At 70.0% G+C, this 17,844-nt stretch carries 12 protein-coding genes; 7 read left to right on the top strand and 5 right to left on the bottom strand.

Features of this window, described 5'->3' with window-relative positions; genetic code table 11:
- Positions 1-15: 15 nt before the first annotated feature.
- A complete protein-coding gene (locus tag ACIPSA_RS09835; RefSeq protein WP_402631131.1) occupies positions 16-954 on the top strand; it encodes a LysR family transcriptional regulator in 939 nt (312 codons plus the stop codon).
- A gap of 26 nt (positions 955-980) precedes the next feature.
- On the opposite strand, the gene ACIPSA_RS09830 is transcribed toward ACIPSA_RS09835, so the two are convergent.
- The 3 genes from ACIPSA_RS09830 to ACIPSA_RS09820 form a co-directional block, all read right to left on the bottom strand.
- On the bottom strand, positions 981-2,126 hold the full coding sequence (locus tag ACIPSA_RS09830; protein ID WP_402631128.1) for a hypothetical protein: 1,146 nt from the start codon (positions 2,124-2,126) through the stop codon (positions 981-983).
- Positions 2,127-2,187: 61 nt separating this feature from the next.
- Complete coding sequence (locus ACIPSA_RS09825) at positions 2,188-3,834, bottom strand: hypothetical protein (RefSeq protein ID WP_402631127.1); 1,647 nt, start codon at positions 3,832-3,834, stop codon at positions 2,188-2,190.
- A gap of 156 nt (positions 3,835-3,990) precedes the next feature.
- Positions 3,991-4,932, bottom strand: a complete 942-nt coding sequence (locus ACIPSA_RS09820) for a hypothetical protein (RefSeq protein WP_402631124.1) — start codon at positions 4,930-4,932, stop codon at positions 3,991-3,993.
- Between the two features lie 123 nt (positions 4,933-5,055).
- Between ACIPSA_RS09820 and ACIPSA_RS09815 the strand changes: the two genes are divergently transcribed.
- The 6 genes from ACIPSA_RS09815 to ACIPSA_RS09790 all read left to right on the top strand — a co-directional run bounded on the left by ACIPSA_RS09815 (position 5,056) and on the right by ACIPSA_RS09790 (position 12,660).
- Positions 5,056-5,271, top strand: a complete 216-nt coding sequence (locus tag ACIPSA_RS09815) for a hypothetical protein (RefSeq protein WP_402631121.1) — start codon at positions 5,056-5,058, stop codon at positions 5,269-5,271.
- A 237-nt stretch (positions 5,272-5,508) separates the two neighbouring features.
- The gene (locus tag ACIPSA_RS09810) at positions 5,509-7,029 is read left to right on the top strand and encodes an aldehyde dehydrogenase family protein (protein ID WP_402631119.1); all 1,521 of its coding nucleotides are present in this window, start codon (positions 5,509-5,511) and stop codon (positions 7,027-7,029) included.
- Positions 7,030-7,075: 46 nt separating this feature from the next.
- A complete protein-coding gene (locus ACIPSA_RS09805; protein WP_402631116.1) occupies positions 7,076-8,614 on the top strand; it encodes a GMC family oxidoreductase in 1,539 nt (512 codons plus the stop codon).
- Complete coding sequence (locus tag ACIPSA_RS09800) at positions 8,614-9,759, top strand: glycine betaine/L-proline ABC transporter ATP-binding protein (RefSeq protein WP_402631113.1); 1,146 nt, start codon at positions 8,614-8,616, stop codon at positions 9,757-9,759. The genes ACIPSA_RS09805 and ACIPSA_RS09800 overlap by 1 nt, the downstream gene beginning before the upstream one ends.
- Positions 9,759-11,702 (top strand): ABC transporter permease, encoded by a 1,944-nt coding sequence (locus tag ACIPSA_RS09795; protein WP_402631110.1) that lies wholly within the window; start codon positions 9,759-9,761, stop codon positions 11,700-11,702. Before ACIPSA_RS09800 ends, ACIPSA_RS09795 begins: the two co-directional genes overlap by 1 nt.
- 1 nt (position 11,703) lies before the next feature.
- Positions 11,704-12,660 carry an ABC transporter substrate-binding protein gene (locus ACIPSA_RS09790; RefSeq protein ID WP_402631107.1) on the top strand — a complete coding sequence of 319 codons (957 nt, stop codon included), beginning with the start codon at positions 11,704-11,706 and terminating at the stop codon, positions 12,658-12,660.
- 160 nt (positions 12,661-12,820) lie between these two features.
- Here the strand turns inward: ACIPSA_RS09790 and ACIPSA_RS09785 are convergent, their stop codons facing one another.
- Together ACIPSA_RS09785 and ACIPSA_RS09780 are read right to left on the bottom strand one after the other, a co-directional pair.
- Entirely contained in the window at positions 12,821-13,096 is a 276-nt protein-coding gene (locus tag ACIPSA_RS09785) for a hypothetical protein (protein WP_402631104.1), read from the bottom strand.
- A complete protein-coding gene (locus ACIPSA_RS09780; RefSeq protein ID WP_402631102.1) occupies positions 13,093-17,616 on the bottom strand; it encodes an RICIN domain-containing protein in 4,524 nt (1,507 codons plus the stop codon). The genes ACIPSA_RS09785 and ACIPSA_RS09780 overlap by 4 nt, the downstream gene beginning before the upstream one ends.
- Positions 17,617-17,844: the final 228 nt, after the last annotated feature.

Genomic DNA, 17,844 nt, shown 5'->3' with positions numbered 1-17,844 from the left:
CTTTGCAAGGGACAGTTGCGCGTGACGCAATCCACCGGCCCGTCGACCGGCCTCGATCTGAATCTGCTGGTCGCCCTGGACGTGCTCCTGGACGAGCAGAGCGTCCAGGGCGCCGCCCGTCGTCTGCATCTCTCCGAACCGGCGATGAGCCGTACCCTCGGCCGGATCCGAAAGGCGCTCGGCGATCCCGTGCTGGTCCGCGCCGGGCGCCGGATGGTGCCCACCCCGCACGCGCTGGCCGTGCGGGCCGAGGTGAGCGCGGTGGTGGAGCGGGCCCGCGCCCTGTTCGCCCCGGGCCGGGACACCGATCTGCGCACCGTCTCACGGACGTTCACGATCCTCGGCCACGACGCGATCGCCGCGTCCCATGGCGCGGCCCTCTTCGCCCGTGCCGCCGAGGAGGCGCCCGGCATCCGCCTCCGCTTCCTGTCGGAGAGCCACGTGGACGCCCCGGTCCTGCGCCAGGGCACCGCCGATCTGGAGGTCGGCGTGATCGACACGACCGCACCCGAGGTGCACGTCGAGACGGTGTACGAGGACCGCATGCTGGGTGTCGTACGCGCCGGACACCCACTGCTCACAGGCGAGTTGACGCCCGAGCGGTTCGCCACCGAGGCCGATCACCTCAACGTCTCCCGACGCGGCAGACTGCACGGGCCGGTCGACGAGGCGCTGGCCGAACTCGGCCTGGAGCGCCGGGTGGTGGGCAGCGTCGGCACCTTTCCGGCCTCGTTCTTCGTGCTGCGCGAGACCGACCTGGTTGGGCTGGTCAGCTCCTGGGGGTGCCCGCCGGCCGCCGCCCTCGGCCTGGTGACCTTCGAGGTGCCGCTCGCTCTCCCACCGCTCCCGGTGGGCCTGGCCTGGCACCCGCGCCACGACGCCGACCCGGCCCACGCCTGGCTGCGCGGCTGCGTGCGGGAGTTGATGGTCCCGGAGTCGGCCGCGCGGCAGTGACCGGGTGCGCCGTCCGGACGGGCTGCTCAGCGGCGGCGGGTCCAGGAAGTGGCGAGTGCAGCGGCGCGGTAGCCGGGGACCGATGCCGCGCTGAGGTCCCGTGCGACCGCGGCCGGCTCGACGGGCGAAGGGGGCACCTGCACGCAGGCGGTTTTCGGTTGCGTGGTGCTCTGTCCGAACCGGCAGGCCACGCCGGTCAGTTTGATGGTGATGAAGTCGGTGATCTGCGCGCCGAACTGGATGGGCTTGCCGTTGATCTTGATGTCGCCGACGGTGAAGCCCTTGTCCTGGGGCACCTCGTAGACGAACCGCACGGGGTGGGTCGCGCTGCCGCGCTGCCTGATCCAGTAGTCCCTGGGGTCCGAGCCGTCCGGGGTGGCCCAGCCGTCCGTGGCCAGATTGTCGAAGTAGAGACCGACCGGGTCGGCGAGGGAGATGTCCGCCTTCTGCCGGGCGAGGGCGTTCACGGCTCCGCCGATGTGCGGGTCACTGTTGCGCTCGGGCTCGCCGTACTTGCTGCAGTGGACGAGTTCCTGCTCGGTGGTCAGCTCGTGGCCGTCGATGACCCGCACGATGGTGGCTGCGGCCGCGAGTTCGATCTCGGCGCCCAGGGTGTTGTTGTCCTGGATCAGATGCATGGCGCCGTGTGTCGCGGAGTCGTTCCACCGGTTACGGGGGTTGTAGGTCCCGGTGGCTCCGAAGAGGTCGCTGTGCTGGACGTTCGGGCTGATGTGAGTCTGGTAGAGCTCGAGAACCTTGGCGGGGTTCGACTGGCCGAGCAGATGCCAGTACTCGGGGCCCTCGCAGGTGAACATGACCTTGGTGATCTTCCCGGCGGTATTGCGGGTGACGCTCCACTCGCAGTACTCGTCCTGGACGTCCCGGCTGGCGTCGGCCCGCTTCCACCGCTGGGCGTCGGACAGGAACTGGATCTTGACCAGACGGGGGAAGGCCGTCCAGGTGACGGTGGCCTCCTGGACGTCGGCCGCCGTGTCGGTCTTGGTGAGGTTGTAGAACTGACTGCGAGGGCTGTCGTTGAGCACCTTGTGGGGATCGGGGCCCTTGATCGAGCTGTCGACCCGGTCGCTGATGAACATGTTCCAGGCCTTCAGGCCGGTCTCGTCGAGGTCGTCGAGTTGTCCGGGTGGGCCGTAGGAGGCGAGCAGGCTCATGGGGGCACTCCTTCGCTGAGAGGTGGCCGGGGACGGACGGAGCCGCGGACGGCGGTGGCTGTCAGGAGGCGGGCGCGACCGTGCCGTCGTCGTTCATCCTGAGCCGCGGGGCGTTCGCGGGGATGTTGGTGGTCGGCAGCGTCAGCTCGAACTCGTTGAGCCGCATCGCCTTGAAGTCGCGGCGGCGGGACTCCGCCAGCCGGACGTAGTCGTCGAACCCGGCGGACTCACGGATCCGTCGGCCGACGTGACCGAGGTAGTCGTCGATCCGCTGGGCGAAGGCCTTGGGCCAGGTGTCGTCGGCGAGGACCCAGTCGGCGGCGAAACGTCCCTCGGGGCTGCCGGGCGGCAGACTCGTGGCGGCTTCCAGGATCGCCTGTGCGATGTGGTCCTGCAGCTCGGGCACGGCGGTCGGCGTGGTGGGGACATGGGCCATCAACCGCGCCCGGACGGGGCTGAAGACCGGGTTGGTGAAATCGACCATGAACGCGCAGGCGGCGAACTTGGCCGTGATCAGGCCCTGTTCCACCATCTGCCGTACCACGTCGTTGTCCTCGCAGGCCGGCTCCGGTACGACGAACGCGAAGAAGGTGTCCCCCGCCTGGGAAAAACCGCTGCTCTTCTCCTCCAGGGCGAAGTCGAAGGTTGCCAGGCTCGCCACGTAGTGGGCGGCCGGCGCCATGGGAGGAAGGGCGGACGTGACGGGCAGTTCGAGATCACTCAGGAGTGCGTCGCCGTTCAGCCAGAAGCCCGGGGGTAGCAGCAGGTCACCACTGGTGGGGGTGACCGTCGAACTCTGGGTCGCCGTACTGGCCAGGTTCACGGCGGTCGTGGTGAACAGATGGCGCATCAGCTGCTCGGGATGCTCCACGGTGCCGTCCTGTGTGACGGCTGCCAGGCGGGCGGCGGTCCAGCGGCTGATCAGCGCACGGACGGTCAGCTCGAGATTCTCGGCGCCGATGACCTGCTGATACAGCGGGTCGTCACGGAAGGGGTCGTCCGGGGCCAGGCGAATCGTCGCGGCCTGGGACTGCCAGTTGCTCCAGGGCGCTTTCAGCTCCTTCATCACGACGCTGCCGTTGATGTGGCTGTCGAAGCAGCCGTGGCCGCGGGAGCCGGGGGCGAGGGCGGACCACGAGTTGCCCGCCCACACCCACACGGGGCTGATCCGCATGTAGTAGTTGAAGACCTTCGCGGCCGGATCCCAGGCGGCAACCTGCAGAAACGTCGCGGCCGGATCCTCGTTCGCCCCCGTGCTCACCAGCAGGTCCACGTCCCGGCCGGTGGCGGCGCGAGCGACGGCGAACCGCAGGGCACGCGGCAGCTCGGGGGCGGAGCCGAGCGGAATCTGCCCGGCCTCGCCGATCAGATACACGGACTGGTTCGCCTTCGTCGCCGGCTCGGGCAGCCCGGCGAGGAGATCCTGCACCGTCAGCGGGTAGGTGCCCTTGCGGAAGAACAACCCAGCCATCGGATCACCCAGCTCCGCCAGCTCCTGGGCGTCCAGCGGACGGGCCTGCTGGTCGACGCCCACCACGAAGCGGTACAGCCTCGGTGCCTCCCTGTCGTCGAGGTCCGCGTCGCCCAGGGCGGCAAGGACCGCGCGGCTGGTGGGGCGTGCGATTCCGGTCGGGGAGCCGCGGGTCTCCGCGGTGCGAGCCTGCTGCAACCAGGCGGTTGCCCGGCGATGCTCTCGTATGCCGTCCACCGACTCGACCTTTCGTCGCCCACAACTGTCCGGTGAGGTGGGAGCGGTGTGTCAGGGGGCTTGAGTGCCTCGCACTCCATGACCAGTCTGCCTCGCCCGAGGACGTGACGCATCCTTGGTCGTGGGCGACCGCGCCCGTGGCTGGTGGTGGCCGTCTCACCCGCCGGTGCACATGGAGACGTTCAGCTCCTGAAGCACGGAGGCGATCGGATTGCCGACCGTGTTCGCCCCCGCGCCGGCGAAGAGCAGCGCCACCACGAAACCGTCGTCGTCGACGATGACGGAACCCGAGTCACCGTGGTCGGAGAAGACGGCGTCGGGGGAGGTGGCGGCCGTGATGCTCACCTGGTCGCGCAAGGTGCGCACACCGAGACCCTCGTAGGGCACCTGGACGGTGGCCGAGATTCCGTCGACCGAGCCGAGGGTCAGCCCCGTCGTCCGCCCGCGCTTGCGTACGGTCATCCCGAGATCGGCGGTCTTCGTCCCGTGCACGCCGCCGATCTCGGCGATGTCGCACGACGTCTGCCGGTCCTCGTCGATGGCGACCACCGCACCGTCGACGTGGTCGGAGAGAACGAGGCGCAAGGTGGCTCCGAACTCGTCCTGCGGAACCTTGCCGTGCTCGATACGGCTGGGCTGCACCATGCGGTCGCCGGCCTGGCCCGTCGCGTCGACGGCGGCGACATGGAAGTTGGTCAGCGCCGCACGGGCCTGGGTCTCGTTGTCGATGACGACGGCACCGAGCGTGCCGGCGAAGATGCTGTCGCCGATGTCCCTGCTCGGGCCCATGCTCACGCCTCCCCGAAGGGGCGAGTAGTGCTTGGCGTCCGGCAGCAAAGCCACGGGCAGGGAGGTGACGTGGAGCTCGTAGACACGTTCCACCACATCGGTGACGGCGCCGTGGATCTCCTCGGGAACCCTCTGGTCGGCCGGTATGTCATCGGTTTTCCGGGCCACATGGACGCGCACAGCGATCTGGTCCGTGAGCTCGCCGCCGACTTCCTTGTAGCCGACGTCGATTCCGGTGACGCCCGGCTGGTCGATGTAGTGCTGTTCGACCTGCTGCTTGATGGCGACGAGTTCTTCGATCGTTGGCATCGTGCACCCCTTAGGTCGTCATGGGCATCACACATCACGCTCCCACGTATGCCGTGACTTCGCTTGGCGAGCTGCCCGCACAGGGTGATCTCAGGGACGAGCAGGCACAATGAATGAGTGGAGATGACCCTCGAACAGGCGCTGTCCATCCAGCGCCGCCATGAACAGGGCATCCTGTCCTTGCCGTCCGTGACCGGTATCGGCGTGAAACTGCGGGACGACAGGCTCGTGCTGGAAGTCACGGTCGATCCGGAGGCCGAGGTGCCCGCCCAGTTGCAGGTTCCGGACATCGAGGGACTGCCGCTGGTGGTGGAGAAACGCCGGTATGAGCCGCAGTAGTAAGCAGTAGCAAGCAGCAGTAAGCAGCAGTAAGCAGCAGTGAGAGCCATCCGCCGGGCAGCCCTGCCGACCACGTCCGAATTGTCTGCATTCGTTCGCACTTTTCAGTGACCCCGCGCACTTTCGGCCGCCGATTGCGCATGTCCGCCACAGGCCTGGGGCAGGCGGCCACGGTCCCTGAGTGGGTCACGCCTGTGACACAGGGGCACTGAACAGGAACGGAAGGCAATACCGATCATGGCGGACAGAACGGAACGACAGGCCCGGGCGACCATCCACGCGGGCGGCGAGTGGCTGGAAGCCGGCTCCGGCGCGACGCGCGAGATCCTCGACCCCGCAGACGCCCGGCCGTTCGCCGTGGTCGCGGAGGGCGCCGAGAAGGACGCGGAGCGCGCGGTGGCCGCCGCCCGGCAGGCGTTCGACCACGGCCCCTGGCCCGGCACCCCCGTCGGCGAGCGCGCCGCCCTGCTGCGCCGCGTCGCCGACCTCCTCGTGCGCGACCGCGAGGAACTCGGCCTGCTGGAGAGCCGGGACGCGGGCAAGACCGCCGAGGAGGGCCGCATCGACATCGACTGCGTCGCCGACGCCTTCCGCTACTTCGCCGACCTGGTCGCCTCAGAGGCCCCGGGCCGGGTCGTCGACGCGGGCTCGGCCGACGTGCACAGCGTCGTCGTACACGAGCCCGTCGGCGTCTGCGCGCTGATCACGCCCTGGAACTACCCCCTCCTCCAGGCCAGTTGGAAGATCGCCCCGGCGCTCGCCGCCGGCAACACGTTCGTGATCAAGCCCAGCGAGATCACCCCGATGACGACCATCGCGCTGATCGACCTGCTGACCGAGGCCGGCCTGCCCGCCGGAGTCGCCAACCTGGTCACCGGACCCGGCCACACCGTCGGCGCCCGCCTCGCCGAGCACCCCGACGTCGACCTGGTCTCCTTCACCGGCGGCCTGGCCAGCGGCACCAAGGTCGCGCAGGCCGCCGCCCCGACCGTGAAGAAGGTCGCCCTCGAACTCGGCGGCAAGAACCCCAACGTGGTCTTCGCCGACGCCTGCGTCACCGAGGAGGGCTTCGACACCGCCGTCGACCAGGCCCTCAACGCCGCCTTCATCCACAGCGGCCAGGTCTGTTCGGCGGGCGCCCGGCTGATCATCGAGGAGAGCGTGCGGGAACGGTTCGTCGCCGAACTCGCCCGGCGGGCCGCCCGGATCCGCCTCGGCCGGGGCACGGCCGAGGGCGTCGAGTGCGGACCGCTGGTCTCCGAGCAGCAGCGCGCCAAGGTCGAGGCATACGTGCGGTCGGCGCTGGAGGAGGGTGCGGTGCTGCGCGCGGGCGGCAAGCGTCCCGAACCGTCCGCCGAGCGGACCGCCACCGGCTACTTCTACGAGCCGACCGTCCTCGACCAGTGCCACCGGGAGATGAGGGTCGTCCGGGAGGAGGTCTTCGGACCGGTCCTCACCGTCGAGACCTTCCGCACCGAGAACGAGGCGGTCGCCCTCGCCAACGACACCGAGTACGGCCTCGCGGGCGCCGTCTGGACCACCGACGCCGGACGTGCCCGCCGGGTCGCCGGACGCCTGCGCCACGGCACCGTCTGGATCAACGACTTCCACCCCTACCTCCCGCAGGCGGAGTGGGGCGGCTTCGGAAAGAGCGGCGTCGGCCGCGAGCTGGGCCCCGCCGGGCTCGCCGAGTACCGCGAGACGAAGCACGTCTACCAGAACCTCGCACCGAAGCCGGTGCGCTGGTTCGCCGGCTGATCCCCCCAACTGCCGTATACAGCAAGTCTTTTGGAGTAACACCCCCATGTCCCCCACGTCCCATACCCCCCACCTCTACGACTACGTCGTCATCGGCGGCGGCACCGCGGGATCCGTCATCGCCTCCCGCCTCACCGAGAACCCCGACGTCACCGTCGCCGTCATCGAGGGCGGCCCCAGCGACGTCGGCCGCGACGACGTGCTGACCCTGCGCCGCTGGATGGGCCTGCTCGGTGGCGAACTCGACTACGACTACCCCACCACCGAACAGCCCCGCGGCAACTCCCACATCCGGCACAGCCGGGCCCGCGTCCTCGGCGGCTGCTCCTCCCACAACACCCTGATCTCCTTCAAGCCGCTCCCGTCCGACTGGGACGAGTGGGAGGCGGCCGGCGCCAAGGGCTGGGGTGCCGTCCCCATGGAGGCCTACTACGCCCGCCTCCTGAACAACATCGTCCCCGTGGACGAGAAGGACCGGAACGCCATCGCCCGCGACTTCGTGGACGCCGCCCGGAAGGCGCTCGACGTCCCCCGCGTCGAGGGCTTCAACAAGGAGCCGTTCACCGAGGGCGTCGGCTTCTTCGACCTCGCCTACCACCCCGAGGACAACAAGCGTTCCTCCGCCTCGGTGGCGTACCTGCACCCGGTGCTGGACGAGCGTCCGGGCCTCCGGGTCTTCCTGGAGACCTGGGCGCACAAGCTGGAGCTGAACGGCACCCGCGCCGAGGGCGTCCACGTGCGCACCAAGGACGGCGAGGAACTGCTGATCCGGGCCCGGAACGAGGTCCTGCTGTGCGCGGGCGCCGTCGACTCGCCCCGCCTGCTGATGCACTCGGGCATCGGCCCCCGCGAGGACCTGGAGGCGCTCGGCATCCCCGTCGTGCACGACCTGCCGGGCGTCGGCGAGAACCTGCTCGACCACCCCGAGTCGGTCATCGTCTGGGAGACCCACGGGCCGATCCCGGACAACTCCGCGATGGACTCCGACGCGGGCCTGTTCGTGCGCCGGGACCCCGAACACGCGGGCCCGGACCTGATGTTCCACTTCTACCAGGTCCCGTTCACGGACAACCCGGAGCGCCTCGGCTACGAACGCCCGCGCTACGGCGTCTCGATGACCCCCAACATCCCCAAGCCGAAGAGCCGCGGCCGCCTCTACCTCACCAGCGCCGACCCGTCCGTGAAGCCGGCCCTGGACTTCCGCTACTTCACCGACGAGGACGACTACGACGCCCGGACCCTGGTCGACGGCATCCGCATCGCCCGTGAGATCGCCAAGGCCGAGCCGCTCGCCGGCTGGCTCAAGCGCGAGGTCTGCCCGGGCCCGGAGGTCGTGGACGACGCCGAGCTGAGCGAGTACGCCCGCAAGGCCGCCCACACCGTGTACCACCCCGCCGGCACCTGCAAGATGGGCGCCGCCGACGACGAAATCGCCGTGGTGGACCCCGAGCTGAGGATCCGCGGCCTCGACGGCATCCGCATAGCCGACGCCTCCGTCTTCCCGGCCATGACCGCCGTCAACCCGATGATCGGGGTGCTCATGGTCGGGGAGAAGGCCGTCGACCTGATCGGAGGTGGTGCGTGATGAGTACGACCACTCAGTCGCCCGTGTTCTCGGTGAACGGCCTGTGGAAGGTCTTCGGCCCCAAGGCCGACCGCGTCCCGGCCGACCCGGAACTCAGCACGCTGGCCCCCGCCGACCTGCGTTCGCGCACCGGCTGCACGGCCGCCGTCCGGGACGTCTCCTTCGACGTGCGCAAGGGCGAGGTCTTCGTCGTCATGGGACTTTCGGGCTCCGGCAAGTCCACCCTCGTGCGCTGTCTGACCCGGCTGATCGAGCCGACGGCGGGCACGATCGCCATCGACGGCGAGGACGTCCGCGCCATGGACCGCGCCCGCCTGCGCGAACTGCGCCGCCACCGCGCCGCGATGGTCTTCCAGCACTTCGGCCTGCTCCCGCACCGCACGGTCCTCGACAACGTGGCCTATGGCCTGGAGATCCAGGGCGTCGGCAGGTCCGAACGGCGCAGGCGGGCCGCCGAGTTCGTCGCCAAGGTCGGCCTGGAGGGCATGGAGAAGCGCCGCCCCGGCCAGCTGTCCGGCGGTCAGCGCCAGCGCGTCGGACTGGCCCGTGCCCTGGCCGTCGACCCCGAGGTCCTGCTCTTCGACGAACCGTTCAGCGCCCTGGACCCCCTCATCCGCCGTGACATGCAGGACGAGGTGACCCGCCTGCACCGCGACGAGGGCCGCACGATGGTCTTCATCACCCACGACCTCAGCGAGGCGCTGAAACTCGGCGACCGCATCGCCCTGATGCGCGACGGCCGCGTGGTCCAGCTCGGCACCCCGGAGGAGATCGTCTCCTCCCCGGCCGACGACTACGTCCGCGAGTTCGTCCGCGACGTCCCCCGCGAACAGGTCATCACCTGCCGTACGGCCATGCGCCCCGCTTTCCCGCAGGAGGCGGCGGGCGGCCCCGCCGTCCGCCCGGACGCCCCGGTGGCAGAGGCGATCGAGGCGGTGGCCCACGCGGGAACTCCGGCACGGGTGATGGACGGCGGGAAGTGCATAGGGGTGGTCGACCACGCCCGGCTGCTGGACGTGGTGGCAGGCGTCGTAACCCCTGGCAGCCGTGTCGCCGGGGCGGCGCCCGTCCCGATGCAGGGCGCACCCGGCAAGCGCCGGCGGGTGACCCCACCCCCGCCCCGCACCAGCCCGGAGGGCGTCTGATGGCAACGGTCACAGCGACAGCCCCCCGCACAGCGCTCCCCGGCTTCCTGAGGAACCGCGCCGCGGCCAAGCTCCTCCTGCTCGCGCTCGCCGCCGCGTTCCTCGTCCCACTGGCCGACGCCCGCTGGGCGAGCGGAACCTGGCCGCACGCCCTCACCGTCGACCTCTCCCGGCCCCTCACCGACTCCGGCAACTGGGTCATCGACCACCGGGACAGCCACCCCCTGTTCCTCTACTTCTTCGGCTACATCAGCAACGCCGTCGTCCTCTCCGTGCGCGCCGTGTACCTGGCGCTCCTCGCGGCGGGCTGGGCCGGCGTCACGGCCTTCGGCGCCCTGGTCGCCTGGCGGGCCGCCGGCGTCCGCCTCGCGCTGGGCACGGCCACCGCGTTCCTGGTCTGCGGTCTGCTCGGCATGTGGGTGCCGACGATGCAGACCCTGGCCCTGATGGTCGTCGCCGTGCTCGTGTCCGCGGCCGTGGGCGCCCTGCTGGGCCTCGGCGCGGGCCTCTCCGACCGCCTGGACCGCGCCCTGCGCCCGGTCCTGGACACCATGCAGGTGCTCCCGGCGTTCGCGTACCTGCTCCCCGTCGTCCTGGTCTTCGGCATCGGCGTCCCCGCGGCCGTCCTCGCCACCGTCGTCTACGCCGCCCCGCCCATGGCCCGCCTCACCGCGCTCGGCCTGCGCGGCGCCGACCCCGAGGTCCTGGAGGCCGTCGACTCCCTCGGCGCCACCGGCCCCCAGCGCCTGCTGACCGCCCGCATCCCGCTGGCCCGCAAGGAACTCCTCCTCGGCCTCAACCAGACGATCATGATGGCCCTGTCGATGGCCGTGATCGCCTCGGTGATCGGCGCCGGCGGCCTGGGTGACCGGGTCTACCAGGCGCTCGCCTCCGTCGACGTGGGCGCGGCGCTCTCCGCCGGCATCCCGATCGTGCTGCTCGCCGTCGTCCTCGACCGGGTCACCGGCGCGGCAGGCGAGAAGCTCGGCGAGGGCGAGCGCGACCTGCGCCCCTGGGCCTACGGCGCGCTCGGCATCGTCGCCGCCGCGCTGGCCGCACGTTTCGCGGGCCGCCTCGACTGGCCGTCCGGCTGGGTGGTCAACCTCGCGGAACCGGTCAACCACGTCGTGGACTGGATGACCGCGCACCTCTACTCCGGCGTGCCCTACATCGGCGGCACCGCCGACTGGGCCGGCCACTTCACCACCTGGGTCCTTGACCCGATCCGCGACGGACTGCAGTGGCTGCCCTGGTGGTCGGTGCTGCTGATCGTCGCCGCCCTCGCCTGGGTGATCGGCACCTGGCGCACCGCCCTGACCGCGGTCCTCGCCATGGCCGCGATCGGCGTGCTCGGCGTGTGGAAGCCGTCCCTGGACACCCTGTCCCAGGTGCTCGCGGCCGTCGCCGTCACCCTCGTCCTCGGCTTCGCGACCGGCATCGCCGCCGCCCGCAGCGACCGCTTCGAGCGGGCCCTGCGCCCCGTCCTGGACGTCTTCCAGACGATGCCGCAGTTCGTGTACCTGATCCCGGTCGTCGCACTGTTCGGCGTCGGCCGCGCCCCGGCCGTCGCCGCGGCCGTCGTCTACGCGCTCCCCGCCGTCGTACGGATCACCGCGCAGGGCCTGCGTCAGGTCGACCCGGCCGCGTTGGAGTCGGCCCGTTCGCTCGGCGCGACCGGCCGCCAGCAGCTCTGGCAGGTCCAGCTCCCGCTGGCCCGCCGGGCGCTGCTGCTCGCCGTCAACCAGGGCGTGGTCCTGGTCCTCGCCGTCGTCGTCATCGGCGGCCTGGTCGGCGGTGGCGCCCTCGGCTACGACGTCACGTTCGGTCTCGCCCAGGGCGACCTGGCCACCGGACTCGTCGCCGGCGCGGCGATCGTCTGCCTCGGCCTGGTGCTCGACCGGGTGACGCAGCCGACGGAACGCCGAGCGAGGAAGGGAGCCTGACATGCGCCGTACGAAGATCACGACGATCGCCGCCGTAGGCGTCCTGACCCTGGCCACCGGCTGCGGCGCGGCCGACATGACCAAGCAGGCGTCGCCGTTCGCCAACGCCCAGGGCGCGAAGACGGTCACCCTGTCCGTGCAGTCCTGGGTGGGCGCGCAGTCCGACGTGGCCGTGGCCCAGTACCTCCTGGAGCACAAGCTCGGCTACCGCGTCGACACCTTGCAGGTGGACGAGATCCCCGCGTGGGATGCGCTCAGCCAGGGCCGGGTGGACGCGATCCTGGAGGACTGGGGCCACCCCGACCAGGAGAAGCGGTACGTCGGCGACAAGAAGACGATCGCGCACGGCGGCGACCTCGGGGTGACCGGGCACATCGGCTGGTACGTCCCCACCTATCTCGCCGAGCAGCACCCCGACATCACGGACTGGAAGAACCTGAACAAGTACGCCTCCCTCTTCCGCACCGCGGAGAGCGGCGGCAAGGGCCAGCTCCTGGACGGCTCCCCGTCCTATGTCACCAACGACAAGGCCCTGGTGGAGAACCTGAAGCTGGACTACCAGGTGGTCTTCGCCGGCTCCGAGGCGGCCCAGATCACCCAGATCCGCCAGTTCGCCAAGGAGAAGAAGCCCTTCCTGACCTACTGGTACTCACCCCAGTGGCTGTTCAAGAAGGTCCCGATGACCGAGGTGAAGCTGCCCCCTTACAAGGACGGCTGCGACGCGGACCCGAAGAAGATCACCTGTGCCTACCCGCACACTCCGCTGCAGAAGTACCTCAACACGGACTTCGCGAGGTCCGGCGGCAAGGCGGCGTCGTTCCTGAAGAAGTTCAGGTGGACGACGGAGGACCAGAACGAGGTCTCCCTGATGATCGCCGACGAGAAGATGAGTCCGCAGGACGCGGCGAAGAAGTGGGTGGACGCCAACGAGTCGAAGTGGAAGCCCTGGCTTTCCTGACCGAGCGGTGACCCGATCGCGTTCCCTTGGCCCCACGAAAAACCTCGTGGGGCCAAGGTCGTACGGGCGAGTGCTTCAGCGCGGATAGACCCGGGGCGGCCCGCACTCGTGGCAGGTGCAGAGTGGGGGCCGCGTGGACGTGCGGACGGCCGTGCAGCCGTTACCGCTGTTGCCGGAGTGGCAGGACGTAGGGATCCAGACTCGATCGAACCTCCGAGTCAGACACCTCTCGGTTGCCCCCTACGCCGTTCCATCCCTCAAGTTCCCTGATCGCGTGGACGGGAACTCCCAGTCCATGGAAGAAGCAGCTGGCGAAGGCGAAGAAGGTGGCTTCGCTGCCCAGTTCCGCCTTCACCCACAGGGCGATGTCCACCGTGTCGTCACCGCGCATCGCACGCTCACGAACGCCGAGCGCGATCAACTTGGGGTCCTTCACTTCCAGAACACCACCTCGGCCTTGGTGTAGTTACCAGGAGTGCCTACCGTCTTCACGATCTGGACCCTCCCGTTGAACCCGTACTTGGCGGCCATCTTGCCGGTGAAAGTCAGTCGTGCTGCCTCTTCCTCGCTCAACATGAGACTCTGTATACCAGCGTTGAAGCTGTCCAGATTGTCCTTCATGTCGCCGCCGCCGAGCCAGGTGCCCCGGATACCCTTCGCGTTTCCGCCGATCTTTTCCATGACGTCGGCGATCATTTCGCTGCCGGCCGGAGTCTTGCCCTCCTTGGCGAGAACGATGAGGTTCAGGATTCCGTCGCTGTCGATGGAACCCATCACTCCGTGACTTCCGCTGCCGTAGTCGTCCGCCCATTCGGTGCAGGGGGAGCCGGCGACCTGGCTGGTCCTGGCGAGGACCCGGGACAGGCTCCTCGCGGCGGGGAGTCTGGTCTTCTTCAAGCAGCTTTCGCGCAGCTGCTTGAAGACCTTGCCGGTGATACCCGAGATGGCTGCTTCCGAGACACCGAGAGTACGCAGGGCCTTGTAGGCGTCGGCGAACCCGATGCCGGTCCTCGCGGCTGCGTCAGCTGCCCTGACCGCGTCTGCGATCGGCCGGACGATTTTGCCCGCGAACAGGGTGGCGACGTCGAAGGCGGCCCAGCCGCAGCCGCCCCAGTTTCCTCCGCTGCCCGAGATCTTGAGTATCGAGCCGATCTTCTTGCCGCAGTCGATCCAGCTGCCGAAGAGGATGTCGATCGGGTCGATGTTCGCGTTGAATTCCGCGATCGTGATCGTGTGGGTGACGTCCTTGGTCATCTCCTCGGACGGCTGCTGGCCGAGGTAGACCGCATCAGCGGTGGCACAGATGTTGTACGCCGGGTTGAGGTCCTTCGTGGTGCACAGGTAGAGGTCGAGGATCGCCTTGTAGGTGATCTCCGCGGTGATGGTGCAGTCGCCCGTGTAGACGATCCTGCTCTTCCAGTCGTCGCACGCCGACGTCTTGGACAGGGTCTTCGGCTCGCCGACGTTCTCGTAGTGGTCGACCATATAGAAGACGTTGCCGATGTGGCCGGCCGCGTCGAGGATGGTGCCCGTCTGGATCTGCTGACCGTTTTTCTTGTTCTCGGTCTCCGTGGCGGCCTGTTGGGCTTCCTTGGCGTACTTGTCGGCGTCCTTGGCTGCTTGTTCGGCTTCGGTTGCGGCGGCGTCGGCGCGGGTGGCGGCGGCGCGGGCGTCCTTGGCGTCCTGTTCGGCCTGGGAGGCTGCGGCGCGGGCGGCTGCGGCGTCGAGTGCGGCCTGGTCGGCGGAGGCGCGGGCGCTGGCGGCGTAGCCTTCGGCGTTTCCGGCTGCCTTGTCGGCGGCTGCGGCGTCCTCGGTGGCCTGCTGGTCGTACTCGATGGTGCGGGCCAGTGAGGCGGATGCCTTGGAGGCTGCGGTGGCTGCGTCGGCGGCGTAGCCGAGGGCTTCCTTGGAGTAGGTGCGGGCGTCGGCGGCGTACTGGGCGGCGTTGGCCGCGTGCTGGTAGGCCTCCTTGGCGTCGCCCTTGGCCTGGTCGGCGAGGTTCTTGGCCGCCTGGGCCTCGGCTGCCGCGTTCTTGGCGTGCGCGTCAGCGACGGCCTGCTGCTGGTCGGCGATGGACTTGGACGCCTGTCCGGTCAGGACGACCAGGCCGGCGGCGGAGTCGGTGTCGACGTAGGGGGAGCCGAGCTGGATGGCGTCGTTGGCGGGGGCGGCGACCTGTTCGGCCGCTTTCCCGGCGTCGGCGGCGGCCTGCGCGGTGACGTGCGCGAAACCGGCGGCCTTCGCGGACGCGGCCAGGGCCTTGGTGGCTTCTGCCTGGGCGGCGTCGGCCTGGGTCCTGGCGTTCTTGGCGTGTGCCTCGGCCTCGTCGGCGAGCTTGACCGCCGCGTTGGCCTCGGCGGCGGCGTCCTGGGACGCCTTGATCGCGTCGGCCACCGCGGCGGTCGCGGTCCGTACCGCCGCATCGGCCTTCAGCTTGTCGGCCTGCGCGGCATCCGAAGCAGCGCGGGCGCGTTTGGCGGCGGCTTCGGCGCGGGTGGCTGCGGCGTCGGCCTCGGCTGCGGCCTGGGTGGCGGCGTCGGCCTCGGAGCGGGCGTTGCCCGCCGCGGTCTCGGCGTCGTCGGCGGCCTTGTCCGCGTCGTTCGCTGCGGCGCGGGCGGCGTCGGCGCCCTCATCCGAGTTCAGGGAGTCGGCGTAGGCGGTCTTGGCGTCGGCCTTGGCGCGCAGGGCGTCGGACTTCTGCTTGGCGTCCCAGGCGTCGTCGCGCATGTCCCGGGCGTGGTTGCTGGCCTTGACCGCGTCGTCGCGGCGGTCCTCGGCGGTCTTCTCCGCCGTTTCGGCGCGGCCCTTGGCCTCGCTCGCCTTGGTGGCCTCGGCCTGTGCGTTGGTCTTGTGCTGGGCGGCCTCGGCCTGCTTGGCGGCGGCCGTCTCCATCTCGGACTTGGCGGTCAGTGCCTCGGCCTCGGCGGTGAGCCGCTTGGCGTGCGCGTCGGCGGCGGCCGCCTTCGCGTCACCCTCGGCCGTGAGCGCGACGGTGAGCTTGGCCTCCGCGGTCTCCTTGTCCTTCTTCGCGTTGTCGCGGTGCACCTTGGCCGCATCCGCCGCGGACTTGGCCTGCCATTCGGCCGTCTTCGCGGCCTCCTTGCGGAACTCGGCCTTGGCCTGCGCCGCCTGCGCCAGCGCACGCTGCGCGATGGTCGCGCTGTCACCGGCGGAGGCGCGGGTGGCGGCATCGGCCGTCTCGCCGGCCTTCACCAACGCCGTCAGCGCCGCGACCGCACCCTTGGTCACCTGTGCCTTCTGCTGGCCCACCAGCAGACCACGGCCCCGCGGCGCACCGTTGGCGTCGGCGGTGTCGTAGGCGGTCTGCAGCGCGGTGTCCGAACTGGTCGCGGCCTTCTGCGCGGCGGCCAACTGCGCCTTGATCACGGCCAGCTGGCTCTTCGACCCGGCCTGCGCCGAGCTCACCGCGCTCTTCGCCTTGGTGAACTGCGCCGTGGTCGGGTAGCCGAGCTTGTCATCGCCGGTGTGCCCCTTGGGCACGAGGCGCAGCTTCTGCGAGGCCGAGCTGTTGCAGCCCAGCAGCGAGGAGTTCTTGCTGTTGTCGAACGAGGGCAGGTTCAGGCACTTGTCCGTCGCGGCGTTACGGAACACGCCTGCCGCCCGCACGTCGAAGTCCCACTGCTGCGCCTTGCTGCCGTTGCAGCTGGAGATCTGGATCTTCGTACCGTCGGCGTTCTTGCCGCCGGCCACGTCCAGGCACTTCAGCGACTTGGTGTTCGCCAGGGCGTAGCCGCCGTCGTAGGACCCCCCCAGCTGCCACTCCTGCGCCGCGCCGCCGTTGCAGGTGTAGACCTGGACCGCGGTGCCGTTGGCCGTGCCGCCGCCCTCCACGTCCAGGCACTTGCCCTTGGCGCCGGGGATCTCGATGGTCAGCGGGGCGTCGCCGATGTAACCGATACCGCCCGCGGACCAGTAGTCCTGCCAGCGGGTGGCGTGGTCGGCGATCCAGGAGTGCCCGAGCATCTCGCCCAGGGCCTTGGTGCCCTTGGTCAGCGCGTCGACCGCTGCCTTGTTGGCGCCGAGGATCTGGTTGCGCTGGGTGGCCTGGGAGGCGATCTCCTGCTGCCACTCGCCGGCCGCGGTGGAGGTGATGTCACCCAGGACGTTGTCCGGGTCGAGCGGGTCACGCCAACCGCACGCGGCGAAGCGGGACTTCACGTCCTCCACCGCGATCCGGTACTCGGGCGTGCCCGGCTGCGGCGCGGTGCGCGGGAAGCCGCCCGAGGCCAGGAAGATCCGCGCGTCGTCCGCACCCGGGTTCGCACTGGGACGGCCGTGCATCCACTCGAACGCGTCGTGCTCGGCCAGCGCCCGGTTCCACTCCTGCTGCGTCGTGCCCGTCGGACTCGGGTCCTGCCCGTACAACGGGCCGCCCACCTGGTCGACGGCGGCGAGTGTCTTCTCGTCGGCCGCGGGCGTCTCGTCGTCGTAGAAGTCGGAGTCGGTCTTCCAGTACCGGTCCGAGATCCACGACGTCAGACCGGTCTGCCCGTAGAACGTCTGCTGCCCGTCGTTACTGGTGCCCGGCGGCCAGTGGAACGCGGCATCCGTGAACCCGCCCGGCGTCGCCAGACCGTCCAGCGGCTTCTGCCAGGACTGCTGGAGCGCGGACAGCGCCTCGCCCTCCTTGCTCGCCGCGTCCTTGTCCGCCTTGTAGGCGACGGCCAGCGGCGTCTTCTCCCAGTTCTTCCGGTCGGCTGCGACATGCAGCTTCTCCGGAGTCTGGTTCAGGCCGTCCTGCGCGGTCGCCGCCATCGACGTGCCGCCGAGCCGCAGCACGTCGGCCATCAGACACTGGTCCTGCCGCAACTGCTCGGCAGCCGTGTCCTCGTACCAGGGATACGAGTCACTCGCCGGCTCGGCCCGCAACGGCGACGCACCGGGCTGGACTGCCAGCCCGGCCAGTACCGCCAACGCCACGGCGGAGGTGGTCACAAACCCTGAACTGCGTGATCTGGCCAGGCCGGACCATGGTTTGGAACGCAAAGAGGCATCCTTGTCTTCGTCAAGGGGGATGCGTGCCGGGAGAGCAGCCGAAGAACGGCCGAAAAGCAGCCCAGAAGCCGTACGAACGGGTACGGCGGCATGACGAAGCGAGCCCTCCCCGTGAGCGACAGTGTTCCCCCGGTCGCCGATAGATGTGCACGGACGCGGACTGGTCAG

Source organism: Streptomyces sp. NPDC086549 (assembly GCF_044746205.1).
GTDB lineage: Bacteria > Actinomycetota > Actinomycetes > Streptomycetales > Streptomycetaceae > Streptomyces.
The sequence above is the reverse complement of the archived record's forward strand: the minus strand, read 5'-3'. Positions and strand labels throughout refer to the sequence as shown.

Coding starts and splice junctions, on each gene's coding strand:
- ACIPSA_RS09830 (WP_402631128.1), bottom strand. CDS start 2,126: ATGAGCCTGCTCGCCTCCTACGGCCCACCCGGACAACTCGACGACCTC.
- ACIPSA_RS09820 (WP_402631124.1), bottom strand. CDS start 4,932: ATGCCAACGATCGAAGAACTCGTCGCCATCAAGCAGCAGGTCGAACAG.
- ACIPSA_RS09815 (WP_402631121.1), top strand. CDS start 5,056: ATGACCCTCGAACAGGCGCTGTCCATCCAGCGCCGCCATGAACAGGGC.
- ACIPSA_RS09810 (WP_402631119.1), top strand. CDS start 5,509: ATGGCGGACAGAACGGAACGACAGGCCCGGGCGACCATCCACGCGGGC.
- ACIPSA_RS09805 (WP_402631116.1), top strand. CDS start 7,076: ATGTCCCCCACGTCCCATACCCCCCACCTCTACGACTACGTCGTCATC.
- ACIPSA_RS09800 (WP_402631113.1), top strand. CDS start 8,614: ATGAGTACGACCACTCAGTCGCCCGTGTTCTCGGTGAACGGCCTGTGG.
- ACIPSA_RS09795 (WP_402631110.1), top strand. CDS start 9,759: ATGGCAACGGTCACAGCGACAGCCCCCCGCACAGCGCTCCCCGGCTTC.
- ACIPSA_RS09790 (WP_402631107.1), top strand. CDS start 11,704: ATGCGCCGTACGAAGATCACGACGATCGCCGCCGTAGGCGTCCTGACC.